Origin of the sequence: Paraburkholderia xenovorans LB400 (assembly GCF_000013645.1) — a bacterium.
In the GTDB taxonomy this organism is placed as follows: Bacteria; Pseudomonadota; Gammaproteobacteria; order Burkholderiales; family Burkholderiaceae; genus Paraburkholderia; species Paraburkholderia xenovorans.
In genome coordinates this window covers 3300561-3326311 of record NC_007952.1, presented here as the reverse complement: position 1 = coordinate 3326311, position 25751 = coordinate 3300561, and the positions used below count along the sequence as shown (strand labels likewise).

Sequence of the window (25751 nt, the reverse complement as noted above, 5' to 3'; positions counted from 1 at the left end):
ACAATTCTTGGCGTATTTCATTTTCAACGGGGTGAAGGTTGTATCTATTATTCGTAGATAGCGGCCTGTGGAGGTTGTGAATTAGGCTGGAGTCCTGTGGGTGACCTGTGGGCAACCCAACGGGTTGTCCATCAGGCTCATCCACAGGAAGCAGCCGGTCCCCGAAGGGGAAATTCACAAATCCACAGGCCAACATCGGGTCTACGAAGTGAGGATGTCGGGGTGGGGCTCGCCATTTGAATTGTGTATGCAGTTGTCAGGCTTGGATGTTTGAGAGGATTGAGCGAATGGCATCCACGAAGGCTGGCGGAAACAGCATGTCGCCCTGCTCAGATTGAATGCTCCCATCTTGGGCCACCTGCAGTCCTTGTTGCGCGAGACGCGTCTCGTCAATTCCCTTTCGCAAGGCAATTACATACCGTTGGGAAAGAGAGGCCGCAGTGGCTCCTTGGTCGGCGGCGCTGACAGATGGTTCGCTCTCGACCGTGAGCCTATGTAGGACGGCCCCGACCTGAAGAGACTTGAATGCCGCATGCAGGTTGTCGTTCACAACCTTTAGTCGTTTCGCGTTGTCCAGCGCAACCCTCAACGTGGCGCGAATACTGGGGTCGGTTATCAATTCCAAGGCCTGGTCTACATTGGCCTTTGTCTTCGGCACATACCTAGTGGATCCGCTTACGGCATCGGCATATGCCGTGATGATTTCTCGATAATGGGCACCCTGGGCATTACGAAGGCTTTGGGTTTTCGGGCCTCCAACAGCCTCTAGGCGGCGACCAACCTCGGCCAGGGAGTAGTCGCGGCCGCCGTCATCACGAATTGCGTTAAGCACCCCCCATACCTTGTCCAGGTTTTCGACCTTAGTCGGCTTTGTCGCGGTGCTGCGATGCGCCGCGTATAGCTGACGAGCATCTTTCAAGATGTCCGGGGCGGTTGTCTGAGTGGTAGCCACTATTCCTGCTCCAGCAAGATTGTCGAGGCAGCCAAGGCAATGCTCTTGGGCTCCAACGTTTCTAGTTGCGCTACAAAGGCTTTTTCAAGGCCCAAGGCCCGCAAGGTCGTGCGCCCATCCACCAACGCGTGGACTGTGTTGGCATCCAACCGAGCGTAGAGGAAGTGACCCATTGCGTTTGCTACCCGCAGCGCATCGCTATCATCCAGCAGTGAAAACCGAGGGGCGTGACCTGAGTTGCGCAACATCCGGTCAAACAGACGTGCCCGCTCTAAATTAGGCTGCCGCCAGTTGATGTTCAGTCCGTCATACAGCGTTGCATTAGTGCAAATCCGATGAAGCTGCTCAAACTCGTGTGTCTCTGACAGCACAGCTTCGAGTTGTCCTATGCCACCGGCAACGACCAAAGAAAGGCGGTCGCCGCTCTCTTGGGCTGCAATCCGAATACACTGCTCAGTCAACGCGTAAGCCGATTGCAGACTGAGTGCGATGGAATCTACCTCGGCCGTAGCGGCCTCGAGCGAGGTTTCCGCTATCTCCAACTCACGTTGCCGGTGGAAAGGCTCTCCACCGCTCAGCGCAGCAGCGTGAGCATCAGCCAGCACATCAAATTTTTCTTGCGCGGACTCAAACGTAAAAGATGCCTTCTTCAACCGATAGGCCAAGTCGTTCACATGCGCTTCCATCCCGAACAAGAACGCGGGACCGGTCATGAAGAACCGACAGCGAGAACAATTTGTGGCGCCGCCCGGCACGGCCTGATACCGGGTTACGCCTGAGTCAACGTCTAGCACGGCCAGTCCTTCATGGCATCGCTTTGCAGCGGCCGGGCAAAGCCCGTGGTCCATAACGAGCAGGCCAACTCCCGTCCCGCTAGCCGCCGCATCCAGTGCAGAGGGATGGTGAAACGCCACTGCCTTTTCCAGTTCGCCACGGCTCGCCCGCGTAATAAACCCGGCCATTTCAGCTTGCGATTTGCGCTGCCGCTCAAGCAATGCCTCGTCCATGCGAAGGCTCAACGTTTCCGCGTTAAGCTTCGTATAATAAAGCGTCATCAACACCGTGGCGTGACCTACGATTTTCATCAGATACTCAGGTGGCACGCCTTCCTCATACATTGCCGTAATGATAGAAACGCGCAAACTATGAAGGTCGAAGGTCGCTCCTGACGCGTTCCCATGCTTATCAAGGGATGCAATCAATTTAATCGGGTCTCCATTGCTCAGCGTCTCCCCAGCCACCGTCAAACGATGCTCCATCTCGGCCATTAGTTTCAGCCACAGATTCCGCACACGGACATCCGTAATCGGCAAATCGGGGCGAAGCTTGTTCGCAGGGTCTCTGAACAAAAAGAAATTGCTACCCATCTTCAGCAAGTCGTCAGGGTGCTTAATTTTCTTTAGATCAGGAATGTCCCGCCAAGCCGTCTGAGATTTTACGGGATTGTATTTTCCCTGCCAATCACGTAAATTAACGAGCAGCTGTAGCGCATCCTGCTTTTCCCATGGCATCACATATCCTTTAATGTCGCTATCAACATCGGCTGTCTTATTGGTATTGAAATAAAACACAGTCCCGGTGCTGCCGTCTTTACGGGTATATCGGCGAAATACGCCACGCTCTACAGGCGCTGTCCCAGGCTTAGGGCGATGCGGCCCAGAATTGGGGATCCACTTTCCATTGCCGGTGTAGCAATATGTGTCACCTTCACCGCTATCAAGCATGCGAACCTGATATGTCCGCGCAGGGAGCAATAACTTTAGCAAAATCGTATAAACCCGGACCGGACTCCAAACGCTCTCGAATTCACCCGTATCAGGATTAACCCATCTAAAGGTATCCGCTACCCGACCCACTTTCCGTGCCCAGGCGAAGTCATTTTCAGTGAGAATATGTGTCGCAAGATTAATCAATCGAGTAGGCATCGCTTCTCGATGGGTCTCGCCCTGATTGACACCTTTATAGCTGACCTTTGGAAGTGGATTCGCGAACCCCGGCATCAAAATGGGAATTTCGTTATCGTCCGGTTGCGTACATACCTTGAATAGAACGTCATTTAAAAAATCAAATATAGCCGCCATCATCTGCCGCCCCTTATTACCGGGGGCATCAAACAAGCTCATAGGGCGTCGACGAATATCAAAATAGGCCGCCGGGTTACGCGGGAGGTCGGGATGTTCTGCATAATGAAGGAGGAATCGATTAATCGAAGACTTTCGTTTTTTATAATTTCCCGGATTTGCTGCCAGATGCTCTATGCCAAGCCGAGACCACTCAGCCATCGCCGGGTCCAGCTGGAGCAACCATTCAAACTTTTCATCACGCGCAAGCAGTCCCATTTTAGCTTTAAAAAAGCCAAAATCTTCCGGGGACCAGGCTTGGGCTTGGTCGTGGTACCTGTCGCGCAATAAGTGTAAAACTGCCTGAATACCCGTGGATCGTAACTTCCTGGTTCGAGTGCGTTCCGGTGTCAAATAAAACGTCTTGGGGGTAAGGTCTCCTATTTCCTGAATTCCTGCTCGGGCTAGCAGGTGGTCCAAGATGAACCGAAAATTAACTGAGTCATCGGGGTTCCCTCTATTGAGATAGTCTTGAATGGTTGTGAGGTAGGAAAGCGGTATCTCGGTGAAACCTATATTGTTAAGCTTCAAAACCGGATTGCCGAACGGCACTTGAGCCTTACCCGGCCATGCAACAACTCCTGCAGACCAGAGGGACAGCATCAGTTCCACCAGGAATCGCAGGCGGCTCTTGATTGAACTCGACTCCAATTTCGCTTGGTACTCGGTAACCAAGAGTCTGTCCAGCGCGACTGCAAGCTTGGCTCGTGTATCGCACTGTATGAGCGCCTTAACGCCTGCTCTGATACCCGGCGTGGGCTTGTGTACAGCGGGAACTAGTTCGATTCGTTGCAGCCACTGACGGGCTATTGCCACAACAGCGTCAAAAGACGTGTCGGGCGATATCAAATACTGCTCCAGCGCGTTATTAACATAGATAGTTCTCCCAGTCAGTTCGCTGGAAATGGCGGTGTAGTCGTCAAGCTGACAAATCATTGGCTTTCAATTCTCAAAAATAAGGGCTGTTGCATAGCGGTGATTTTCCCAATCGCATCCGCAACTTTATCGACACCCAGTTGGCGATACACTTCCTGGCTTTTGGCGTTTAGGTGATGCATCGCCACCTGGCCTTCCTTGTTGCCTAGGCCTAAATCATTCAACCACTGGCCATACCGGTGACGTAGCCCATGGCTCGATGTCCCAGCCCACTTGGCTGGGGTTAGTCCAATCCGGCGCACCGCCGCATTAAACGAGTCCTCGTACCCCTCGGCGCCAAAAGGCTGGCCTGATTTCGTTAGAAATGCCCAAGGCATCTGAGGTGTGACAGGCCTGATATGCTGGATATAAAGCCGCCATAGCGTCAAAAAGATGCGGCCAGCATTCTTGTCGATCCAGAATATCTGGAAGGCCTTTCGGGTCCTATGTGTGAGTAGCGCACCTTTCCAACCAGCATGTCGACGCCCTGTCTCGCGGGTCAAGGGTTTGCGGCCGGCACAAAATCGCTGCAGGAAATCGGCTCGTGTTGTCGTGCGTCGGGCTCCAGTTATCGCATCGACGTATCCGACTGTGCCTTCGCTGGGCTCGTGGATAAGCACCAGGGCCAGTTCCGGGTCGTTAGGGTCCACAAAAACGTCATCAACCCAAAGGTGGAGCGGTTCAGATGCGCGGCAGCCTCCGTATACGCAAAGAAGCGAAACGAGAATGTCTCGGATGTTGTACTTCACCCATGGTCTGGAGTCACGCGCCTTTCCGGGGTTAATGAAACCCTGCCAAAGCAATTCGTCCAGGCGCTCAGCCGGAAACGCCTTTGCTTCGGTGAGGGCTTCATTGCCATTTCGAGGTAGCTTCACCTGCCGGGCGTAATAGGCAGACTCATCCGCGGCATGTCGACTTTTCGTGTGGGCCAGCAATGAGCCTGATCTTTGCTTGTTCCATTTACGCCAGAAGATAAGTTGGTCCGCAGTTGACGCGTGGTTATGAATAGGGTTCAGCATCGTCGTGCCGTACCGCCGATTCAGCCAGTCACTGAACTCGATAAGTCCATTGACCAGTCGTTTCAAGTTTTTCTGGCTTGTAGCGCGCCAGTGAAGCCCGGTTTCATCCACTCCATCGCGATAGGTTCCAAATCGCAAGTCATGCACAAACGCGGTGTACAAAAGGCTACGTTTCGAAGTGTCGGTAAACTCAACCGCGCGCACCGACAGCCACTCAATAAATCGGCCGGTCGCCTGTGCGTACGTGCGCTCCGCCGAAATTGAAACGCACTTTTCGCGAAGAAACTCCAGGAGTTGCTCAAAAGGAGCCGCCCCCACGAGAAGAATTATGGTCGGGGAGTCTGCACGAAGACTGTCGCGAACCAGTACTGACTCGGTGTAGACCATGTGTGTGGGTTTAAGAGCCGCTGATAGAACGTTTGACCGGAAGTCCGCCCAGCAGGCAGAGCTCCCTCATGCTCACAAAAATCGCGCAATCCAAAGAGATACGGTTTTCCTTGTTCGGGCACTCTCCCCCTGGTGTTCACAATCCGTGTGCCCGATCAAGATATGCCCCGCACCTCAAGCAAAGTAGAAACCCTGTCTCTTTCGATCACTTGACATGCGTTAGAACTCCGAAAGCACGACTACGTCGCGTCATCCAGCCATAAGCACTCTCACGATTCTGAGGGAACAATAAGCGTAGGCTTCTGTCGATCCCAAGAAGAGATTCTGCGCATGGGTACGACCAACATGTGATGAACATCTGGAAGACTCTTTTATACGGAATAAGCCAAACGCGCTGGCAGGCTTGAACCAAAAGGTATGCAGCAAGGCATGGTCTTCTAGCGAAGGACCATCATGGACAGAACGCCGCCGGCGCATAGAACGGGTTCGCACCATCCGGAGATTCACGCGGAATAGGATAAGCCCGTTGTGCTGCGGGCAACGGCGGCCGAACTGTAAGGAACGATGTTGGCACGGTCGGTAAAGGAATGCGAAGAAAGCGAAGGCCCGGCTGTAATAGGGGGATAGCCTCGCTGTCTGCGGCATTCTACAATGCCGTACGCCTGAATTCGCCTTTGGGCTGCCTGTCGCCCGGTGCCTATGGGGCAAAGCCGACAGCGAAAGAACCTATCAGCCTGTCCGAAATAGCTCGACCATTACACTTTTTAATTTCCTAATTTTTCTTGCCGGTCCCGACGCAGCCGCGTTTTCTGCTAAACCAGAAATTCCGTCAAAGTTTTGTTGAAGACCTCCGGCGCTTCGAGCGGCGGCGCGTGGCCGCAATCCTCGAGAACGACAAATCTCGATCCGGCGATTCCTTCGTGTATCGCGCGTCCGAGGTGATAGGGCGCAACCTTGTCTTGGCGCGCCTGGATCACGAGAACAGGGCGGCGTTCGAGCCCCGTGAAAGCGCTTTCGAGTGTGTCTTCCCTGCGCGCCCACGATTCGCTGATTGATCTGATCACCGCGCCATCGCCTTTGCCGAGACGGTCTGCATAAAAACCGTCGATCAGTTCCTCCGTCACCAATCCCTGATCATGAAAGACCATTTCCAGCAGACGTCGTGAATCATCGCGCGTAGCCGGGTTCAATGCCCAAAGACCACCGGGCGTGACCGCATGGCCGAGGTCACGAGGATCCTTCACCTCAGGAAGGGCAAGGCCGTAGCCAGCGTTGACGAGGACGAGCGCTTCGACTCTCTCCGGATACTGCGCGGCAAACAGGCCCGCGACATGCCCACCCATCGACTGACCCACGATCGATACCATCTCGAGCCCCAATGCATCCAGCAGAGGCGCAACCATGTCCGAGAGCGTGCGCGGACGAACCGGTACGCTGGGCTTAGATGATTGACCAAATCCCAACTGGTCGGGTGCGATTACGCGCCAGCCACGTTGTGCAAGTGCCGGCATGGTGCTCAGCCAGTTGCTCGCATCGCTCGTGATGCCATGTAGGAGCAACAGGGTTCGAGGCCCGTCTCCGAGTTCAAGGTAACTGATGGTTTGACCGCGCACGGTCGTTTCCAGGCGTTTGATCTCATTCATCTACGGATACTCGTCGGTCAAAACGGTTGCAGGATTTTGCGGGTTTACCCCCTTGCAAGTCTACCCGTCTGATTTTATATAATCAACATCATTGATATTTAATCAACTCATGGAGGCAGGAATGGACATTCGCTCGCTGGACCACTTCACGCTGCGCACGCGGTGCTTGCCGGAAACAACAGCGTTTTTCGAACAGGTTGCGGGGCTACGTGTCGGCCCACGCCCTGCCTTCAAGTTCGACGGGCGCTGGCTTTACCGGGGAGACTGGGCTGCCTTGCACCTCGCCGTCTACGACCCCGCAGATGAACAGTTGCGCGCCTATCTCGGCGACAGGCAGGCGGCTCCCGGAAATACGGGCACTGGCGCGGTGGATCACATTGCGTTCCGCTGCAATGGACTGCCGTCGTTCGAAGCACGGCTGCGCTCGCTAGCGATGCCTTACCGCGCCCGCACTGTGCCCGACCTGCACGAGCACCAGGTATTCGTCGTCGACCCGAACGGCGCCACGGTCGAATTCATTTTTTCATCCTCTGAAGATGCGTCCTGGGAAGGCACTGCGGAGTACGCACCGGCACAGACGTCGGACGCGGTCTGAAAAATTCATTGCCGGCGTTTGCCGGTTCGATGCACGGCTGAGATAAAAGGAGACAGCGACATGAACTACCCTGCCGAAGCGAAGGTAATCGCCGACGCGAGTGCCACCCCCGAGACGCGCCTGATGGCGCTTGGACTGATGCTGCCCAAACCGCCGGCGGCCGTCGGCGCATATGAGCCGTGGGCCCGATACGCGAACTTCATCACGACCTCGTTCCAGTTGCCGTTCGATGGAGAAACGTTGCGCCACGTGGGTTTGCTCGGTGATACCGTTTCTACTCAGGATGGCATTGCGGCCGCCCGTCTTTGTGCGCTCAACGGACTCGCGCAACTGGCTGAGGCAGCTGGTTCGCTCGCGAATGTCCGGTTGATCCGTCTTGATGGACACGTCGGCTGTACGCAGGACTACGACGACATGCCGCTCGTGCTCGATGCCGCATCGAGGTTGCTGCAGGACGTGCTAGGCGAACGCGGGCGACATGCCCGCACGGCGCTGGGTCACCACGTCATGCCGCTTGGTGCGCCAGTGATGTTGGGTTTCTTTGCGGAAATCATCACGACCGAAAGGGGGCTGGCATGAACCGCTCAAGACTTTTCATGGCCAGTTGCATTTCGATGCTGACTACTGCGCTGGTCTTCGCCATTCGCGGCGACATCGAAGCCCCCCTGCGTGCAGCATTTCATTTGAGTGGCGAGCAGATGGGCCTGATCTGGGGGCCGGCGTTCTTCGGCTTCACGGCGTCGATCTTCCTCAGCAGCTTTGTGATTGACCTGATCGGCATGAGACGGCTTTATCTGCTGTCGGGATTCGGCTTCCTCGCAAGCCTCGTCATCATCGTTCTAGCGCCTTACCCGGTCGTACACGCTGATTCGATCTTCGCGCACCTCGGGACGACGATGCTCTACGTGGGTTTCCTCGTGATGGGCCTGAGTCAGGGGCTCGTCGAGGGCGTGGTGAATCCATTGGTCTCGTCGATCTATAACGACCAGAAGACCACGCGCCTGAACGCGTTGCACGCATGGTGGCCTGCCGGCATGATCGTCGGTGGTCTCGCGGCGTTGGGGCTCACCCAGTTCCACGCGATATGGCAGGTCAAGCTCGCGGTCGTCGCAGTGCCAACGCTGACTTACATGGCCATGTCATGGAACCAGAGTTTTCCGCCGACCGAACGCGCCGCTAGCGAAGTACCTACGAACGAGATGTTGCGCGAGACGGTCAATCCCCTGTTTCTGGTGCTGTTCTGTTTCATGTGGCTCACTGCAATCACCGAACTCGGCGCCGATCAATGGTTTCCATCAATGATGAAACAGTTGACCGGTCTCGATGGCATTCTCTTTCTGGTGTATACGGCGGGGCTAGTGTTCACTATGCGCACTGCGGTGGGTCGCTATGTGCACCGGTCGCCGTTCTTTGCACTCACGCTATGCAGCGCGCTGTGCGCGGCGGGCCTATGGATGCTGGGCTCACTCCATCCAGGCGACTCGGTATTGGCTGCGTTCGCTGCAGCGACGCTGTTCGGAGTCGGCAAATCGCTGTTCTGGCCGACCATGTTGGGCATTACCTCGGAGCGGTTCCCACGAGGTGGCCCGCTTTGTCTCGGATTGATGGGCGGCGGCGGATTCTTGTCGATTGCGGTCGCATTGCCGATCATTGGGCGCAACCTTGATCAACTCGGGCCCAATGGAGCGATCAGGGCACTCGCGGTGTTGCCTGCGGCGCTGGTGATCGGCTTCATGGCGATCTATATGCTGTTCAAACTCCGGGGCGGATATACGGCGATCCTGCTGAGACCTGTCGAGGCCCAAGACTGAGACCGGCGGTTTGCAGTTTGTCGGGCGGTAGTTCATAATTCGCATGGTCATTGATTAATGATCAACAACCATGCGTAACGTCCGTGCCAAAACGCCGAGCGCCGAACCGGCCGACTCCGCGGAAGCGTTGCTTTCTGAACCGCGCGTGCGGGAGAAGGCCGACACCACCATCATCATGTCGCTTGAAAAGGGCTTAAACATTTTCGAGCACATCCTGATGGCAGATCGCCCGCTCAAGCTTCACGAAATCGCCACGCATTTCGATATCGACAAGAGTTCTGCATTCCGCTTTCTCAACACACTTGAACGCAGCGCGCTCGTCAACAAGAATGCCGCGCTGAAGACATACACGCCGGGCCCAAAGCTGGCCGCCTGGAGCAGGTTGATTCGTACGGACGCGTCCCTGGTGGAAACCGCGCGACCGCTCCTGAAACGGTTGTCCACGATGACGAAACAGACGTCGCATCTTGCTGTTCTGCAGAACGACCGGGTTGTGCTGATCGAGGTGATGCCGGCCGACAACGTGGTCTCGGTCAAGCAGACGCCGGGCGACTGGGAACCCTTGTACTGTACCGGGGTAGGCAAGGCGATTCTGGCCTTCCTGCCTGAGCACGAGCGCAATCGCCTGATCGATCAGATCACCTTCCGAGAGCAAACCCCGCAGACGCTGACGACCCCCGAAATGCTTCGGATCGAACTCGACCGTGTCAGGGACGAAAAGCTAGCCTTCGATGTTGGCGAAGCAAATCCCCAGTTGTGTTGCATTGCTGCGCCCGTATTCGACCCCGGTGGCTATCCAGTCGGATCCATCGGTATCTCGATGATCTATCCGGTGTTTCCGGATGGCCCACGGGCCCAGATAGCGTTCATCAGCGCAGTAAGGCAGACAGCGCACGAAGTCAGTACAGCGCTTGCGCGTGGTGCCATTTCCCGGTAGCACGCCTGAATCGCTTGGTTGGTGTGGGCGGCACAATGTCGCTGGCGAAATCGTTGGCAAGAGTAGCGTTTCGGCAGTACGGCGCGATCTGCCGATCGCGAAAGGAGATGCAACCTGTGGGCTAACGCGTCCGATAGCACGCTCACGTGCTGCGCGTACATTGGACGCAACAGTATCACTCTCCGGTTCGCATGCCGTAACCTTCGCAGCCAGAAACGATCAACCGGAGCCGCGGCAACGGAGGCTGCTTCGGCCGCGTTGAATTGTAATGAAATGCCCGGATGACCGGTCTTCAAACCGCAATCGTCTGCGTGGAGTCAAGAAGACTAATGGCCGTCTCGATGCTCAAACGGTCATAAGAGCGTCCTACGGGAGACGTTAATGCTTGCGCAAAAACAGGGTCCCAGGATCGTCACGCCGGGATTTTTTCAAGCGCGTAGCTGCTGAGCCCAATCCACGCCCTCGTCCTCTGCGAGAAACTTCAGCCCCCACACTACATCTCTGCGGGGACAGTGATCGACCAGCTCCTGCAGAACGTTCAGCCGGATGTTCCTAAGGCTGCCGATGAGGTCTCGCACGTCTTCTATCAGGACCAGCTCCAGTGAGACACTGACGTATTCGAGAATTGCGCGTTCAGGAACCGAAACCAGCACCTGCGGGTGGCGCCACGCAAGCGGCTTCAACCCGTAGCCTTCATCCATCCGCGTGTCAAACAAGGGGTGGGAATAGTAGGAACAGGCAAGCCTGTCCACCGCCCAGGAAGGAATGCTGCAATAGCCGCGCCCCCATAAATCAATCCGGTCGCGGAAACGAAGATGATGCATCATCCGATGCCACTCTAGCGCCGCTCTTCCCCCTACATGGAGATTTGGGATAAACGCTCGCAAATAGGCAATCGTTCCATCGACCCCCGGCTGGTCGCCGCGAAGCAGATAAGCATCCTCGGACAACTGTCGCAACCATCCCAGTTGCACGAGTTCGCTCACCTGCTGCACGTCAATTCCAAGCGCCGCGAAGTAGCGCAGACCAAGCGGCTGCGATCGTGGCGCGAAGTCCATCAGGAACTGCACGATTTCAGTGGGGTTCAACATATTCTTGCTAACCGATGTACCGAATCGCGTAGTCGGTGCCGAAAAGCAGCGGCGCACCGACTCGCGCATGGAGGCGACGCGGACAGTTCAGCAAAGGGGCGCCGCGCCGCCGAACGTCACACAAGCAGATATTCGTACAGAGATATCGGGAGGCTTGATCGTCTACGCTCATCTATAAGCTTTTGAATCAAGACAGGTGTGTTGCGTCCGAATCTGCATGCGCCCAAACAATCACCTTGCTATGTGCGTCGAGAGGATCGGGTTGCTGAGGTTCGCAGGCTCGCAGACGGCCGTGTGCATCCGCATAAGCAAGATAATCCCGGTCATCTTCAGCGTACGAGTATGACCAAACGCTCGAAACAGGAACCAACGTTTCCCAATCGATCGCCAGCAAACGAGGCTTGGCGGCTCCGTACCCTTCGAGAACCGAAACAAGAATTGATGGATCCGCGACGATAAAGGAATAGCCGTCGGGATCATCAGGTCGAGTCTCCGCAGCCCGTATCAGGAACGTCGTGGCTACGTGATTGAGGCCGGCGAGGCGCCAACGGTTAAACGGGTCATGTCTGATCCGATACGGCGTCTCCCATGGAGATTTTGTAAGCAGCATCTTTTCGAAAAAATCAACGGGCTGAAGTCAACGGTGTCACCGCTACGCGCTGGGCTTGCGAGATTCGGCCCTGTCGTTCAGATGACGTACGGTCCGCAAGAGGTGGTTTGTTACATTTTGCACATTATCAATTGTAGCGCAATCGTGTGCATCCGACGACAGTGACATCTTCAAATTTACCCATATGACTGATGTCGATTCGTCTTGGCCTGGCACGCGGATTGAGAGCGGCTCGCAGAATGCGCGGCATATCTCAAGACGGTCTTGGCGTGTCCAGCAGGACATATCTAAGTGCACTGGAGCTTGGAAAACAGACCCCCACGCTGGACAAGCTCGACGAAATCGCGCGCGCCATAGGCGTACACCCCCTCAGTGTTCTCTACTATGCGTACGCGGTTGACCTGACGCCGCAAGAGGTCCATGCGCTGGGCCGCATTGTTTGCTCGGAGATCGCCGGGCTCGAGAAATACGACATCGCAAGCGGCTAACGCTGCCCGGTGCAGTGATCTTGGAAATCCGCCCGCTCTTTTTATCAGCCAGCCTGAGATTAGTTTTTTCGAAAAGACTTCGGCATGTCTTACCAGATAAACGGGCTAAATTGCTCGAGCGCATCATTTGCCCGTCGGGTGATCGCACATGGCTTTCATTGAGCTTACTCGTGTCCATGGAGCTTTCTTTCGTTCGCGAAGTGCCCTCGGGCCCGTGGTATAACTTCGTATGTCAAAACCTCATGCTGAAACCTCTCTCGATGAGCTTCGCCTCCACTTTAAGCTTGGCACAATACATTTCTCTTTAACGTTCTCGCACATAATGCAATGTCGCTTTAGGGCGACCGAATGCGCATGAACCCTTGCGGCCGCGGCATCACTCCGACGCCTTTGGCCGGGAAGGCCAAAGGCCGGTGCAGATTGCAGCCGTCCAGACACTGATCGAAGGGGGCAACCCGACGGGCAACTATCGGACTCGTAAGGCAGCGATAAAGAAAAGGCAGCATCAGCCGTGCGATCTGGAACCGCCTAACCTGATCGTAAAATCTGCTTCCTGTCCTGCATACACTCCACTATGTATCGCTGGATACGGATCTTACGTGTTTGAAGAAAATCGTCACGGGGCCGTTCGACCGCGGGGAACTGTGCGCTGAAGATCGGCTAGCTCGGCTAGGAATGGCTCAGGATAGTCCCGACCAGATACTGAATGCCAGAACGGTGCAGTCATCGACATGACAAGAGATCAGTGCGAGTGCACTGAATTTCTTCTTGGTATCCACAGAAGACCGCGCATGATTCCGCGGCTACGCGTCGCCAGCAGAGGTTGAGGAGACTTACAATCGAAACGCGGTGCTGTCCACTCGCGCGGCATAGAGCCAGACTCGACGTTCTTCGACAAACCCGGAGCGGTTCAATCCGCGGTTTCACGCGAATGGACCTGAATATTCCGCGCGAGATCCTCAGTGAAGAGGAAAGGCAGCGCCATCACATTCGGAGGATTGCCGAGCTGGCAGTTGCGCGCATGCGGCAACGGGCCTTGTCGATTCTTCAGAAAGAGATGAAGAGCGGCAAGAGCATTGAAGAAATATAGGAATCCCTACCAGATCTCGGGCACCGCGCGAGATATGTCCCGGGGTGTGGTAGTCATTGTGCGGCAGAGCCACCGCTGAAAGCGGTTGCAGGACACTTATTCGGTATCAAATTTGCCTTCAACCAATGTGAGGTGCGATCCCTCCTGACGAGTCAGAACAAGTTCATTCTGCTTAATCCTTACCGTGAACTTCGCCTGTTCGACAATAAAGGTGGGTGGAAACAAACTCCCGTTTTTGACGGTGATCAGGCCTCCGTCGCCGGCTGGCGTCCAACTGGCAGTGCAGCCTCGCGAAAAGAGAATGTCCTCAGGGTGAGCGGTCTGATTGTTTGTGCAATTGGTTTCGATCATGCCGTCGTTGCGGAAGCTGATCCAGTAAGCATCCTCGATGCCCCCTTGGGACGACTCCTTCTTTCCAGTCCCGACTTCTACTGCGGTCAAGCGAACGGTATAGGGAGGCTCTTTTTCTTGCGTAACGGTTGTTGCCTCATACTGTGCTTTGTGCAGATACCATTTCCGTCCAGTTAGTTGAGATAGTGGGGACCTCGGGGGTTGTCCATCGCGAATGCGCTTGTCAACCTCGAGCGCGCATTTGGTAAAGATGTCGAAGGCCTTGAGTTTGTCCGTGCTGTTGAGTGACCCGTCGTTGATCAAGGTGGCCTTTACCGATGAAAGGCGCTCCGCGCTGAGTTCGCCGCCATTGCCAAGCTGGGCTTTCGCCTTGGCTGAAAGGCTGTCGTCCAATCCCCCGCCACACATGGCAAGGACCGTCACGCTGTGGTCCTGCGATTCAGCATGCAACTGTGAGGTTGCCGTTGTGCAGCCAGCAACAACCCCAAACAGGCCACTGGCGATAACAAGCAGGAGAGATCTTTTGATAGTTCGCATTTATCACGCTCGAAAAAACTGACTATGTGCCTTATCGGCTGTGCCGCCAAAAACCTTGAGGTTGAAATGCGGATCTTGGTGGAATATTGAATGGTGAGATGTGTTGCGCATTGGTGCCGCTCACGGCCCGATGGCGTTTTGCCGCTCGTTGCAGATCGGACTAAAACGAGCGCTAGGCCAAAGAAGTCGCAACTGCGTGTATGAATAGTCGCTCGACCAGAACGTAAAGGCGTCACGTCGGGAGTTCGCCGTTCGTTCCTGACGGCGAACGGCTATCAAGTACCCGTGAATCCTCCGTCAATGACTAGGGAGCTACCACGCGTACGTATTCCGCCAGGGAGCGGTTGACGTCATTAGCCACATGCGCTGGCCAAGCGACTTTACTAGGGCGCATCGGGATCGCCGCGGAATTCGACCGGTGCGCCCTTGATCACGCGAAGGGGCGAGTCTGGAAAAACGTCCGCCGGCGTCTGTTCATCAAGCAACGCATGCGGCGAATAAAGCCAGGACGCGCGTCTCCAGCCATCACGATCGTCGTCGCGCGGGGAGTATGGCGAGGAGTGCTGCGATTTCCTTCCGGATGGCGCCAGAGTGGTCAAACTGGAAATCCGGATGGACGAAGCCATGCAACTGCCCTGACCAGACACCAAGTAGGGCGCCCCTTACTCTCGCCTGAGTCGCATACGTTGAAGCTTCCGGATCAGATGTCTTCCCGGTTAGCTCGACAACACGGCGATCGTCAGGCCAGCCGCTCGCGAGTAGCTCGTTACGGAAGTCAATCGCGGCTGTCCTCGCCGGTTCATGCGCGGGATCATCTGTCATGGACATTGACGGAATGCAAACATTAGCCAGGATCGGGAAGGATCTAGCGAAATCTGCCGACGCGGAGAATTTTGCATGAAACAAACAATACCCCTATCCCCTATGATATTCTCGCAGTGAACATATACCCCATAGGGGTATTAGGAGGGTGCGATGAGTCACACGGTTCAGGAAAAACAGAAGCTTCTTAACAGGGTTCGTCGTATCAAGGGGCAGGTTGAAGCCATCGAACGGGCGCTCGAAGAAGAGCACGGCTGCTCGGATGTTTTGCAGCGGATTACAAGTTGCCGGGGCGCGATGAACGGGCTGCTTGCAGTTGTGCTGGAAGATCACATCAGGAACCACCTTGTCGACGCGGATAACGGCGAGGACCACGGTGGCAGCGCGATGGAACAATTCATTGAAGTTGTTCACAGCTATTTCAAGTAGAGTCAAAAATGAGTGATTTCAAAGACGCCGCATTCGGCGCAGGACATGACCACATCTTTCTTGGTGCCGGTCATGAAAAGAACGAGCGCAACACGTGGGCCGTAATTGGGCTGTGCAGCGCGATGATGCTCGTTGAAATCGTTGGCGGCAGCATGTTCGGATCACTTGCGCTCGTTGCCGACGGTCTTCACATGTCGACACATGCCGGTGCGATGTTGATCGCGGCCCTCGCGTACACCTATGCTCGAAAGCACGCGACGGACTCCCGCTTCGTGTTCGGTACCGGCAAACTAGGCGATCTCGCAGGATTCACGAGCGCCATTGTGCTGGCGATGATTGCCGTGCTGATTGGCTACGAAGCGGTGCCACGATTTCTGTCGCCAGTACCGATTTATTTCGGCGAGGCGATTCCCATCGCGGCGGTCGGCTTGCTGGTTAACCTGGCAAGCGTGTGGCTGTTGAGTGGCGGTGACCACGGACACAGTCACGGTCATAGTCATGGCCATGACGAGCACGCTCGCGAAGACGAAATGAAGAAGATTTTTGCTCAGTCCGGCGTGTTTGCCGTCTCCATCTTCGAAGATGGTGTGCCGCCCGTTTTCCGGATTACGCCAGCGACGGCAAATTCGCGACTGGACTTGTCTTCATTGTCCGTGAAGACCGTACGCATTGACGGGACGCAGCAGGTATTCGCTTTCGCGGACTGCGGCGGCTATCTGGAATCGAAGGAAGATGTTCCTGAACCACATGCCTTCAAGGCCATTGTTCGGATGCCGGACGGCGAACACGAGGTCGAATTCGAAGAGCACGGCCATGACACTCATGATGCAGCAACCCGGGACCACAACATCCGCTCGGCCTACATCCACGTAATGGCTGACGCGGCGGTCTCGGTGCTGGCAATCATTGGACTCGTACTCGCTCGCACATTTGGATGGATGTGGATGGACCCGTTGGCGGGTGTCATCGGAGCACTCGTCATTGCAAACTGGTCGTACGGGCTAATGCGCGACACCGGTGCAATCCTGCTCGACATGAGTCCTGACCGGCGCGTGGCAGAAAACGTGCGTCATGCCATCGAGGACCGTGGCGACAAGGTCGTCGATCTGCATTTGTGGCGCGTGGGTCCGGGTCATATAAGCGCGGTGGTGTCGGTGGCTACGAGCGAGTCCCAGCGGGACTCACGTTTCTATCATGCAGTGCTCGGGCGCTTCAAAGAGTTGTCGCATGTCACGGTTGAAGTGCAAGTCACGCCAATGGTGGCTTGACCTATGAGGGTCAAGGTGCTATGCCTTGATATAGTTCACTGCGAGCTTCGAGTTCCTCTTTAGAACCTCTCCGGGTTCTGGTGGAAATCATCGATTCAATGGATGGTCGCCTCGACTATGCCAGCAAGTGCGCACACCACAGCCAGACCGAGGGGCGGAATCTTCCAGCGGGTGAGCAGGAAAAGCCGGTGGTTGCCACGGCAAAGTCGAGTTCCGAGCGAATCGCACTCGTCCAGACCGGTGGGTACAGCACGGCGGCCAGGATCCAACGACCGTATCATTCACCCCGGCAAGCAAAGCAGCCATCGACGGGCGGCCGCGCAACGCCTGCCAGTATGGGAGCGCCGCGATCACGAGTAGCAAACCCGGGAGAAAAGTGCCCGCCGTAGCGAGCAATGCTCCGACCCAGTGATTCGGCGCTTCGTGCATTATCCAGGGCGGTTTCAAGGGTGAAGCGCAACAGCGGGATTAATGTTTAGAGCCTTGAGGTTGACTTGCTGAAGCAAGGGTGGCGGTGAAGACCTCGAATGGCGAATGGAAGGCGTGAGTGGCGCGAGGCCGGCTGTTCAGACTGTCGGCAATGGCATCGAGTTCGTCCTGCCTGTAGACCGAAAGGTCCGTGCCTTTGGGCAGATACTGTCGCAGCAGCCCGTTGGTGTTTTCGCAGGTGCCCCTTTGCCATGGACTGTGCGGGTCGCAGAAGTACACCTTCACGCCGGTCGCGGCGGTGAACTCTTGATGTCGCGACATTTCCTTGCCCTGGTCGTAGGTGAAGCTCTGCCGTAATGGCTCGGCAATCGAATTGAGCTTGGCGGAGAAGCCCGCCAGCGCTGAAGCGGCGGTGGCATCTTCCATCTTCGCAAGCAGCACCAGGCGGCTGGTCCGTTCGACCAGAACGCCTACCGAGGACTGGTTGCCCGCGCCCTTGATGAAGTCGCCTTCCGAGTGCCCGGGCAGCAGCCGGTCCTCGATTTCGGGCGGCCGCACATGAATACTGACCATGTCCGGAATCTGTCCGCGCCGGTCCGTGCCTCGTGTACGCGGCATGCGCGTGCTGTGACCATGGCGCGGGCAGGCAATGAGTTGTCGGCGCAGCTCGCCGCGCGGCTGGGCGTAGATGGCCGTGTAGATGGTTTCGTGCGAAACCTGCCGGGTCGGGTCAGTCGGATACATAAGCTTCAGTGTGCCCGATATCTGCTGGGGTAACCATTTCCACTCGAGCAGGGTGAGAACGATACGCCAGCAGACGCTTTGCAGGCAAAGCTCTGTGGGGCGGCGGCCCGCACTGCGGCGTGCGGCGCTCAACGCTTCAGCCGGCACCGATCCGTAACCTGCAGGAGAGCTGTTTCGCGTCAGTTCACGGCTAACAGTGGCTGGCGAGCGCCCGAGTATCCGGGCCATGGCCCGGATACTCGAACCTTGTAGATGCAGGCTTGCAATGATGAGGCGCTCTTCCGGTTGAAGTTGCTGGCACTGAGTCTTTTCGTGCATCGCAACACCTTATACGAAACCGTGTTGCACTTCAGATTTGAGGCCACCCAGCCAAGAAAAGCTGCGAATGCGAACAAAGGGCCCGGGACCGCCTGTGCGGCCCATAGCCTGCAAGAAAATCGTTCGGTGATACCCAGCCGGTCGCGACTGTTTGCTGTTGCAGAAGTGGAAGCACGACGTGACCTCCGCCAAACACCAAGGCGCCAGAACGATAGAAGGCCTCGAAGACCATGACCTGCCGCCCTGCATGAAGCCCGACCAGCGTCGGAAGACTGAGCAGCAGCACACAGAAGGAAGCCAGTGCGACGGCACTCACCGTGCGGGAGACGCGAATTTCACTGGTTTGCTGGAGCACTCGAATGGTATCCGCCGGTATCTTCTTTCGGCACAACGCGATCCCGAGCCACTCGGCTCGCAAGAGGCCGATCCAGAATCCCATCTGGCTGCTCGCTGGTCCTGGAAGGAACTGACAGAGTCCGACCAGATCGGTGAAGGTTTCGTCACCGAGCCAACCACGCCGTTCGACGAACTCCCTGCGGACGTACGCCAGATGAGCGACGGGACCGCCGAAGCATGTCAAGCCCAGTTTGAGAAACACCTCGAAAACCTCTGTAATAGTGCGTGCCCGGGTGGGTTGCTGCGAAGCGGTTCCAGTTTTCATGGTCCACTGATTTTCCTGACAGAGAAGCTCAGCACGGTCGCCCGATCCGGGAGGTAAATCAAGGGGACTCTCTGCTACTGCGGTTACGCGTGACGTGGCCCTCGACAGCATAAGGTCATCTTAAGAAAATAATGGTTAGATGCCGCTGGCGCTGAATGAAACCGGATCCATGAGAAGCGGCATCCATGGAAAGGCTAAAACCACACAGCGCAGACCCATTAGCAAGAAGCAGTGAGGCACCTATGACAAGGACTCGGCAATGCAATATGACGAGTGATCTCTATTTTTGCTCATATCTCCTATGACCCCGGAGATGCCTTCACCTTCACCCACCAGACCATCTATCCCACGTACGGTCTGGGCGCTTGGCTTCGTGAGCCTGTTCATGGACCTGTCGTCGGAACTGGTGCATGCACTGCTGCCCGTGTTCCTCGTGACCACAATGGCCATGAGCGTGACCGCACTCGGCTTGCTTGAAGGCATTGCCGAAGCAACGGCTCTCATCGTAAAGGTATTTTCCGGCCCGCTCAGCGATTCGCTCGGCCGGCGAAAGGGCCTGTTGTTACTCGGCTATGGATTGGCGGCTCTGACGAAGCCGCTGTTCCCGCTCGCGACCTCACCCGGCGGGGTCATCACGGCCCGGTTGCTCGATCGTGTCGGCAAGGGCATTCGAGGCGCTCCACGCGATGCGCTGGTCGCCGACGTGGCGCCGCCGGAGATCCGCGGCGCGTGTTTTGGATTGCGTCAGTCGATGGATACGATCGGAGCTTTCCTCGGTCCCGCACTCGCCATTGCGCTGATGTTCTGGCTCACCGACCACATTCGTACCGTGCTGTGGTGCGCCGTCGCTCCTGCCTTCATCGCAATTGGTCTCATCGCGTTTGGCATCGATGAATCGGGCCATGCGACGGCACGGCGTGCCTTCCGCTCTCCATTGCGGTGGAGCGTGCTGCACGAGTTCCCGGCCCGCTACTGGGTCGTTCTCGTCATCGGCGCGACCTTCACGCTCGCGCGCTTTAGCGAAGCATTCCTTGTCTTGCGTGCACAGCAAACGGGTCTTGAACTCGCGTGGATTCCCGGCGTGATGGTCGTGATGAGTCTGGCGTATTCGTTGTCGGCGTACCCGGTCGGCGTGCTGTCGGACCGACTGGATCGAAGGCTTCTGCTCGCGCTCGGCATGGTGCTGTTGATTGCGGCCGACCTGCTGCTAGGTATGGGGCACTCGGTCGTATCGGTATTCGTCGGCATCGCAATATGGGGGCTGCACATGGGTTTCACGCAGGGTATCCTCGCCGCAATGGTGTCCGAGACTGCGCCCTCGACGCTGCGAGGTACGGCCTTTGGCGCGTTTAACTTGGCCTGCGGTGTGTGTGTGTTGCTCGCTAGCGCGCTGGCCGGCTGGCTGTGGGACCGCTTCGGCGCTCCGACAACCTTTCTTACCGGTGCAGCAATCGTCCTGGTACCACTACTGCTGTGCGGTCTTGCGCCGCGGCCAGCAATACACCGTGCCTGATGGACGCCTATAGATGACGTCGTGGCTATGAATACACTTGAGGCTGCCAACCGGGCGGTGTTTCTACTGATCAACGGCACAACTGCGACTCCTGCATGGCTAGTCGGTATTGCTATGTTGACCGCCGCTTACGTAATCTGGTTGATCCCGCTACTTATGGCGGCTATGTGGTTAGGAGGCAATGAGGAGCAGCGGAATCTGGCGCTTCGGGCCTGTCTCGTGGCGATGCTCGGCGTTGGCGCGAATCAGTTGATAGCCGTCGTGTGGCAGCATCCGCGGCCGTTCATGATCGGTTTCGGGCACACGTTCTTGCCGCATGCGCCGGACTCGTCCTTCCCGAGCGACCATGCGACCGTCTTTGCCGGCATCGCTCTCACGCTGTTGTGGGGAGGTGCACGCTGTCTGGGCGGACTCACTTTGCTTGCCGGGGCCCTAGTTGCATGGGCGCGGATATTTCTTGGTGTCCATTTCCCGCTGGACATGCTCGGCGCTGTCATCGTCGCCGCCATATCGTTGGAAGTGATCTCACCGCTCTGGCATCTCGCGGGCGATGCTGTCACGAGACGGGCGATCATGCTTTATCGCAACCTTTTCTCACGTCCGATCGCACTTGGCTGGTTGCGCCGGTGATCGTCAATGGTCAACCGCGCATGCGTCGATTGATGTCCGCTTAAAGGCGGACAGCAACAATTTGGCTTTAGCGAGGACTGGCACGAGCCGTGGCGGGTGGGATGTCCCGTGCCCCGTATATTTCCGTCAGCGGGTCGCCGGACAACAAATGTCGGTCCGCGAAAGCGTGCTACCGGAAACAGGCGAACGACGCGATACTCTTGCAGAGGTTGTCGTTCACGGTTAGGTGGCGAAGTCCTTGCATGCCTTTGGCGTGCTATCGCAGGCGTGCGCGACGGCGAGCGTCTAACATTGCCCTTGATATTTGGCCATCCGAATGTCTCGTGCGAGCGTAAACAGCCGTTCGGCTGACACTGAGCTAATGTCTCAAATGTTTCAAGACGCTGTCACACGTCATTGTCGAAGTGAATCGGACTCAATCGATGATGTGACCAGCAAATCTCCGATCCGTGAACCGGTCCACCAGTGGTCGGCGAAATAACCATGTACGTGTACTCCGCACCGATGGCGAGTGGAAAGGCGGTGAGCAGACGGGGTTCACCTCTTGCCGTGATATAGCACCCCGCCGGATTGACGCTCCAGCGGCGAACTTTTGCTAGGCCACGTCAGAGGCTCTGAACCGTTCGCGGTAGTAACCTGGGCTCGTACCAAGCTTGGCGCGAAAGTGATTCCGCAAGGTAGCAGCGGCGCCGAAACCCACTGCAGATGCGATGTCGTCAACGGATAGGGGCGATTCTTCGAGCAATTCACGGGCACGCGTTAAACGCTCTGTGAGCAGCCATTCGCCCGGTGGCATTCCCATTGTGCTCACGAAATGCCGTTGGAAACTTCGACCGCTCATCGCTGTAGCCGCGGCCATGCGCGTGATTGTCCAATTTTCCCCCAGCGCGGCGCGCACCGCGTCGACAAGGGGCGCTAATGTTGATCCACTGCGCCGCTGGACAGGCTCTTCGACATACTGTGCTTGCCCGCCTTCACGGTGAGGTGGCATTACAAGACGTCGGGCAACTTGGTTGGCCGCCCGAGACCCCATGTCGCGCCGTATCAGGTGCAAACATAGATCAATGCCGGCCGCGCTGCCGGCGGAGGTGAGTACATCGCCGGCATCAATGTAGAGAACGTCTGGCTCCACCGAAATTGAGGGATAACGCTCTGCGAGTCCGCCAGCATGCCGCCAATGGGTCGTGGCACGTTTTCCATCGAGCAGACCAGCGGCTGCAAGCACGAAAGCCCCTGTACAAATGGACATAACGCGTGCTCCGCGCTTATGTGCCTTTTTCAGCGCAAGGCAGAGGCCAGCGGGCACGGGCTCCTCGATCCCGCGCCATCCGGGGATGATGATTGTTCTTGCCTTTGACAAAAGCTCAAGCCCACCATCGGCGCGCACCTCGATGCCGCCTGCTCCTCGCAAAATACCCGGCTCGGCGGCTGCGGTCGCGAATCGATACCAGCCATTTCCCATTTCCGGCCTGGGAAGACCGAAAACCTCGACGGCACACCCATACTCGAAAAGGCTCAAGCCATCGTAGACGACCACGGTGACCAAGCCCGCATCCTTCCCCTGAGCAGATTTCATTTTGGCATCATCCGGACGTTAATAGGCATTCGCGCCACTGGCGTCGCCATTTTGCACTATTTACTCTTCGGGTCAATAAGTTGGCTTGATGAAATTTTGAGTGGGTAAGCGGAGCAGGCGGATGAAAGTAAAGATCGTGGCCAGACGAGAAGTGGCCGTTGGAATCGCAGCGTTCGAATTGATGGATCCCCGCGGAGCCCTGATGCCGGCGTTTTCTGCCGGCGCACACATCGACGTACATGTCAGCAATGGGTTGGTGCGCCAGTATTCCCTGTGCAACGACTCTAGGGAGAGGTCCCGCTACATGATTTGTGTATTACACGACCCTGAAACGCGCGGTGGGTCCAGGGCAATGCACGAAATGCGCGAAGGCCAGACCCTCGAAATCAGCGAGCCCAGAAATCATTTCCCACTTGCATCAGACTCAGGCCATTCGGTGCTGCTGGCCGGGGGCATCGGCGTAACGCCGATCGTGTCAATGGCGTTCTCGCTCGCCAGTGAGGGTGCGTCTTTTGAGATTCACTACTGCGCCCGGGGACCATCTCACGCCGCATTCCTCGACCGATTCGCGGAGCCGGATCTACGAGACCGGACTCGCCTGTATTTCGACACCAGCCCAGCGTGCGACCGGTTGCGAATGCAAGATGTACTGGCGACACCGAGCACGGAAAAGCACCTTTACGTTTGTGGACCGAAGGGATTCATTGATGCGGCCGTGACCACTGCGATGGAAGCCGGGTGGAAAACAACGAACGTGCACAGGGAACATTTTTCCGCAGACCCGATGCCTTCCGGAGAGGCGGGTTCGTTCACTGTACGCCTAGCTAAAAATCAACGGACGGTGAATGTTGGGCCCAACGAGCGCGTCATTGACGCGCTTGGCAAAGCTGGTGTATTCGTCCCGGTTTCCTGCGAAGAGGGCGTCTGTGGCACGTGTTTGACGGGCGTCCTCGCAGGCGAGCCTGACCACCGCGACAGCTATCTAACAAAACGAGAGCGGACGAAGAACGATCGCTTCCTGCCATGTTGTTCACGCTCCAAAACACCATTGTTGGTACTGGACCTTTGATTCAACATATCGTTTTTTAGGTGTATTGAAAAACCATTGGCCACCAAGAAAACCGCAGAACCGCTATGCCCCTGACAACGATGATTATTGAGTCCGGCCATTTGACATTGGCCCAACTACGTCGCATTGCACACTTCTCCGAGACAGTCCAACTTTGTCCCAGCACCTTTGCTGCGATCGATGCGTCTGCACAGGCCGTTGAGAATATAGTGAGAAAAGGAAAGCCGGTGTACGGCGTTAATACGGGGTTCGGTCGTCTCGCGAGCACGCACATTCCCTTGGAGCAGCTCGATCTATTGCAGCGCAATCTCGTGCTCTCGCATGCTGTAGGCGTGGGCGAACCGATGTCGCGATCTGTTGTGCGTTTGATGATCGTGCTAAAGGTGTCGAGCCTCGCCCGTGGACACTCGGGTATTCGGAGGGAAGTAATCGCCGCTTTGGTTACGCTTCTCAATGCCGACGTCCTACCGGTAATCCCCGTCAAGGGATCGGTCGGAGCATCGGGCGATCTCGCGCCTCTGGCGCACATGTCCGCCGTGCTTCTTGGCGTCGGTGAGGTGACCATTGGCGAGCGGCGTGCCAGCGCAAACGAAGGCTTGCATGCTGCGGGACTTGAGCCATTTACCCTACGCGCCAAAGAGGGATTGGCGTTACTGAATGGCACGCAAGCATCGACGGCACTCGCGCTGTTCAACATGTTTGCCATTGAGGACCTGTTTTGCACCGCACTGGTAGCCGGTGCGCTGTCAGTGGATGCGGCGGCCGCCTCCGTTGTTCCGTTCGACGCCCGTATCCATGCGCTACGGGGCCATCAGGGGCAAATCGATTCGGCGGCAGCGTACCGTGCCTTGCTGGAGGGCTCCGAGATTAACCTGTCGCACTCAGACTGCGACAAGGTGCAGGATCCCTACAGCCTTCGCTGCCAGCCACAAGTCATGGGTGCTTGTTTGCACCAGATGCGCCACTCGGCGGAAGTGCTTCTGTGCGAGGCAAATTCGGTCTCCGACAATCCTTTGATCTTCCCGGATACCTGCGACGTGCTTTCGGGTGGAAATTTCCACGCAGAGCCCGTCGCGTTCGCGGCTGATAACCTGGCGCTTGCTGTTGCCGAGATCGGCGCGCTCGCTGAGCGCCGCATCGCACTTTTGATCGACACAACGTTGTCCGGACTTCCTCCCTTTCTAGTTCGCGATAGCGGCTTGAACTCGGGATTCATGATCGCCCATGTGACTGCCGCGGCGCTAGCATCCGAGAACAAGACGCTCGCTCACCCAGCTTCCGTGGACTCGTTGCCGACCTCGGCAAATCAGGAGGACCATGTCTCGATGGCCACCTTCGCCGCGCGAAAGCTTGGCGATATGGCTAGCAACACAGCGCACATTCTCGCGATCGAGCTACTCGCGGCCACTCAAGGAATAGACCTGCGTGAGCCACATCGCACCAGCATGCGCTTGCAATCGGTCACCGAGGCAGTTCGCCGGGATGTAGGCCACTACCACTCGGACCGACACTTTTCTCCCGACATTGCTGCGATCGCAGCGCAGGTGCTGAATGGAGAAATCGCGCGACACAGTCCGTTTAGGTTTCCATCGAACCCCTAAGAAATCAAGCATCGACACTACGCTGCGGTAAGGCCCAATTTGGCGCGATCAGGACGCTAAAAGGCATTTGTGCCACTGGTGTTCAATTTTTTCGCTGCATACCCTAAGTCATCGGAAAGAGCGGCCGACGTCCCGCGCTTACCAG

Annotated in this window: 21 protein-coding genes and 2 pseudogenes; 12 read left to right on the top strand and 11 right to left on the bottom strand. The window is 56.7% G+C overall.

From position 1 onward, the window contains the following. Nucleotides 1–256: 256 nt before the first annotated feature. The 4 genes from gmtX to BXE_RS43490 form a co-directional block, all read right to left on the bottom strand. Complete coding sequence (gene gmtX / locus BXE_RS36570; protein WP_011493156.1) at nt 257–952, bottom strand: gamma-mobile-trio protein GmtX; 696 nt, start codon at nt 950–952, stop codon at nt 257–259. Continuing rightward, nucleotides 952–4008: a gamma-mobile-trio integrase GmtZ gene (locus BXE_RS36565; RefSeq protein WP_011493155.1), complete on the bottom strand. Its 3057-nt coding sequence runs from the start codon at nt 4006–4008 to the stop codon at nt 952–954. The genes gmtX and BXE_RS36565 overlap by 1 nt, the downstream gene beginning before the upstream one ends. Next, complete coding sequence (gene gmtY / locus BXE_RS36560; protein WP_011493154.1) at nt 4005–5393, bottom strand: gamma-mobile-trio recombinase GmtY; 1389 nt, start codon at nt 5391–5393, stop codon at nt 4005–4007. Before gmtY ends, BXE_RS36565 begins: the two co-directional genes overlap by 4 nt. Before the next feature lie 812 nt (nt 5394–6205). Further along, on the bottom strand, nt 6206–7036 hold the full coding sequence (locus BXE_RS43490) for an alpha/beta fold hydrolase (protein ID WP_011493153.1): 831 nt from the start codon (nt 7034–7036) through the stop codon (nt 6206–6208). Nucleotides 7037–7157: 121 nt separating this feature from the next. Between BXE_RS43490 and BXE_RS36550 the strand changes: the two genes are divergently transcribed. From BXE_RS36550 to BXE_RS43485, 4 genes are all read left to right on the top strand, one after another. Beyond that, nucleotides 7158–7631: an extradiol dioxygenase gene (locus BXE_RS36550; RefSeq protein WP_011493152.1), complete on the top strand. Its 474-nt coding sequence runs from the start codon at nt 7158–7160 to the stop codon at nt 7629–7631. Nucleotides 7632–7691: 60 nt separating this feature from the next. Continuing rightward, on the top strand, nt 7692–8210 hold the full coding sequence (locus BXE_RS36545; RefSeq protein WP_011493151.1) for an Atu1372/SO_1960 family protein: 519 nt from the start codon (nt 7692–7694) through the stop codon (nt 8208–8210). Next, entirely contained in the window at nt 8207–9442 is a 1236-nt protein-coding gene (locus BXE_RS36540; RefSeq protein ID WP_011493150.1) for an MFS transporter, read from the top strand. The genes BXE_RS36545 and BXE_RS36540 overlap by 4 nt, the downstream gene beginning before the upstream one ends. Nucleotides 9443–9512: 70 nt before the next feature. After that, nucleotides 9513–10379, top strand: a complete 867-nt coding sequence (locus BXE_RS43485; RefSeq protein WP_011493149.1) for an IclR family transcriptional regulator — start codon at nt 9513–9515, stop codon at nt 10377–10379. A 428-nt stretch (nt 10380–10807) separates the two neighbouring features. Here BXE_RS43485 and BXE_RS36530 read toward each other — a convergent pair whose 3' ends face one another. Further along, on the bottom strand, nt 10808–11470 hold the full coding sequence (locus tag BXE_RS36530) for a type IV toxin-antitoxin system AbiEi family antitoxin domain-containing protein (protein WP_040124221.1): 663 nt from the start codon (nt 11468–11470) through the stop codon (nt 10808–10810). 801 nt (nt 11471–12271) lie between these two features. Here BXE_RS36530 and BXE_RS36520 point away from each other — a divergent pair. Beyond that, nucleotides 12272–12568, top strand: a complete 297-nt coding sequence (locus BXE_RS36520) for a helix-turn-helix domain-containing protein (RefSeq protein ID WP_011493147.1) — start codon at nt 12272–12274, stop codon at nt 12566–12568. A 931-nt stretch (nt 12569–13499) separates the two neighbouring features. Continuing rightward, nucleotides 13500–13658, top strand: a complete 159-nt coding sequence (locus tag BXE_RS46765; protein ID WP_158340984.1) for a hypothetical protein — start codon at nt 13500–13502, stop codon at nt 13656–13658. 96 nt (nt 13659–13754) lie between these two features. On the opposite strand, the gene BXE_RS36515 is transcribed toward BXE_RS46765, so the two are convergent. Together BXE_RS36515 and BXE_RS47510 are read right to left on the bottom strand one after the other, a co-directional pair. Further along, nucleotides 13755–14546 (bottom strand): hypothetical protein, encoded by a 792-nt coding sequence (locus BXE_RS36515; protein ID WP_011493143.1) that lies wholly within the window; start codon nt 14544–14546, stop codon nt 13755–13757. A 383-nt stretch (nt 14547–14929) separates the two neighbouring features. Beyond that, nucleotides 14930–15172: a hypothetical protein gene (locus BXE_RS47510; RefSeq protein WP_233518989.1), complete on the bottom strand. Its 243-nt coding sequence runs from the start codon at nt 15170–15172 to the stop codon at nt 14930–14932. Between the two features lie 349 nt (nt 15173–15521). Between BXE_RS47510 and BXE_RS36510 the strand changes: the two genes are divergently transcribed. Both BXE_RS36510 and dmeF read left to right on the top strand, forming a co-directional pair. Then, entirely contained in the window at nt 15522–15797 is a 276-nt protein-coding gene (locus BXE_RS36510; protein WP_011493141.1) for a metal/formaldehyde-sensitive transcriptional repressor, read from the top strand. 8 nt (nt 15798–15805) lie between these two features. Then, nucleotides 15806–17065 (top strand): CDF family Co(II)/Ni(II) efflux transporter DmeF, encoded by a 1260-nt coding sequence (gene dmeF, locus BXE_RS36505; protein WP_011493140.1) that lies wholly within the window; start codon nt 15806–15808, stop codon nt 17063–17065. A gap of 95 nt (nt 17066–17160) precedes the next feature. Here the strand turns inward: dmeF and BXE_RS44885 are convergent. From BXE_RS44885 to BXE_RS36495, 3 genes and pseudogenes are all read right to left on the bottom strand, one after another. Further along, nucleotides 17161–17500, bottom strand: a pseudogene (locus BXE_RS44885) (chromate transporter); the annotation flags it as partial. A 33-nt stretch (nt 17501–17533) separates the two neighbouring features. After that, the gene (locus BXE_RS36500; protein ID WP_011493138.1) at nt 17534–18556 is read right to left on the bottom strand and encodes an IS30 family transposase; all 1023 of its coding nucleotides are present in this window, start codon (nt 18554–18556) and stop codon (nt 17534–17536) included. A gap of 44 nt (nt 18557–18600) precedes the next feature. Next, nucleotides 18601–19217 (bottom strand): annotated as a pseudogene (locus BXE_RS36495) (chromate transporter); the annotation flags it as partial. 301 nt (nt 19218–19518) lie between these two features. Here BXE_RS36495 and BXE_RS36490 point away from each other — a divergent pair. After that, a complete protein-coding gene (locus BXE_RS36490) occupies nt 19519–20730 on the top strand; it encodes an MFS transporter (protein ID WP_011493137.1) in 1212 nt (403 codons plus the stop codon). Nucleotides 20731–20757: 27 nt separating this feature from the next. Continuing rightward, entirely contained in the window at nt 20758–21360 is a 603-nt protein-coding gene (locus BXE_RS36485) for a phosphatase PAP2 family protein (RefSeq protein ID WP_011493136.1), read from the top strand. A gap of 595 nt (nt 21361–21955) precedes the next feature. On the opposite strand, the gene ftrA is transcribed toward BXE_RS36485, so the two are convergent. Beyond that, nucleotides 21956–22936 (bottom strand): transcriptional regulator FtrA, encoded by a 981-nt coding sequence (gene ftrA, locus BXE_RS36480; RefSeq protein ID WP_011493135.1) that lies wholly within the window; start codon nt 22934–22936, stop codon nt 21956–21958. Between the two features lie 121 nt (nt 22937–23057). On the opposite strand from ftrA, the gene BXE_RS36475 reads away from it, so the two are divergent. Both BXE_RS36475 and hutH read left to right on the top strand, forming a co-directional pair. After that, nucleotides 23058–24005, top strand: a complete 948-nt coding sequence (locus BXE_RS36475; RefSeq protein ID WP_011493134.1) for a PDR/VanB family oxidoreductase — start codon at nt 23058–23060, stop codon at nt 24003–24005. 65 nt (nt 24006–24070) lie between these two features. After that, nucleotides 24071–25606, top strand: a complete 1536-nt coding sequence (gene hutH, locus BXE_RS36470) for a histidine ammonia-lyase (protein WP_011493133.1) — start codon at nt 24071–24073, stop codon at nt 25604–25606. Nucleotides 25607–25751 lie beyond the last annotated feature (145 nt).

Bases quoted from the DNA above. Each gene is read 5' to 3' on its own strand.
- BXE_RS36565 (WP_011493155.1), bottom strand. From the start codon at position 4,008: ATGATTTGTCAGCTTGACGACTACACCGCCATTTCCAGCGAACTGACT.
- gmtY (WP_011493154.1), bottom strand. From the start codon at position 5,393: ATGGTCTACACCGAGTCAGTACTGGTTCGCGACAGTCTTCGTGCAGAC.
- BXE_RS43490 (WP_011493153.1), bottom strand. From the start codon at position 7,036: ATGAATGAGATCAAACGCCTGGAAACGACCGTGCGCGGTCAAACCATC.
- BXE_RS36550 (WP_011493152.1), top strand. From the start codon at position 7,158: ATGGACATTCGCTCGCTGGACCACTTCACGCTGCGCACGCGGTGCTTG.
- BXE_RS36545 (WP_011493151.1), top strand. From the start codon at position 7,692: ATGAACTACCCTGCCGAAGCGAAGGTAATCGCCGACGCGAGTGCCACC.
- BXE_RS36540 (WP_011493150.1), top strand. From the start codon at position 8,207: ATGAACCGCTCAAGACTTTTCATGGCCAGTTGCATTTCGATGCTGACT.
- BXE_RS43485 (WP_011493149.1), top strand. From the start codon at position 9,513: ATGCGTAACGTCCGTGCCAAAACGCCGAGCGCCGAACCGGCCGACTCC.
- BXE_RS36530 (WP_040124221.1), bottom strand. From the start codon at position 11,470: ATGTTGAACCCCACTGAAATCGTGCAGTTCCTGATGGACTTCGCGCCA.
- BXE_RS36520 (WP_011493147.1), top strand. From the start codon at position 12,272: ATGTCGATTCGTCTTGGCCTGGCACGCGGATTGAGAGCGGCTCGCAGA.
- BXE_RS46765 (WP_158340984.1), top strand. From the start codon at position 13,500: ATGGACCTGAATATTCCGCGCGAGATCCTCAGTGAAGAGGAAAGGCAG.
- BXE_RS36515 (WP_011493143.1), bottom strand. From the start codon at position 14,546: ATGCGAACTATCAAAAGATCTCTCCTGCTTGTTATCGCCAGTGGCCTG.
- BXE_RS47510 (WP_233518989.1), bottom strand. From the start codon at position 15,172: ATGGCTTCGTCCATCCGGATTTCCAGTTTGACCACTCTGGCGCCATCC.
- BXE_RS36510 (WP_011493141.1), top strand. From the start codon at position 15,522: ATGAGTCACACGGTTCAGGAAAAACAGAAGCTTCTTAACAGGGTTCGT.
- dmeF (WP_011493140.1), top strand. From the start codon at position 15,806: ATGAGTGATTTCAAAGACGCCGCATTCGGCGCAGGACATGACCACATC.
- BXE_RS36500 (WP_011493138.1), bottom strand. From the start codon at position 18,556: ATGCACGAAAAGACTCAGTGCCAGCAACTTCAACCGGAAGAGCGCCTC.
- BXE_RS36490 (WP_011493137.1), top strand. From the start codon at position 19,519: ATGACCCCGGAGATGCCTTCACCTTCACCCACCAGACCATCTATCCCA.
- BXE_RS36485 (WP_011493136.1), top strand. From the start codon at position 20,758: ATGAATACACTTGAGGCTGCCAACCGGGCGGTGTTTCTACTGATCAAC.
- ftrA (WP_011493135.1), bottom strand. From the start codon at position 22,936: ATGAAATCTGCTCAGGGGAAGGATGCGGGCTTGGTCACCGTGGTCGTC.
- BXE_RS36475 (WP_011493134.1), top strand. From the start codon at position 23,058: ATGAAAGTAAAGATCGTGGCCAGACGAGAAGTGGCCGTTGGAATCGCA.
- hutH (WP_011493133.1), top strand. From the start codon at position 24,071: ATGCCCCTGACAACGATGATTATTGAGTCCGGCCATTTGACATTGGCC.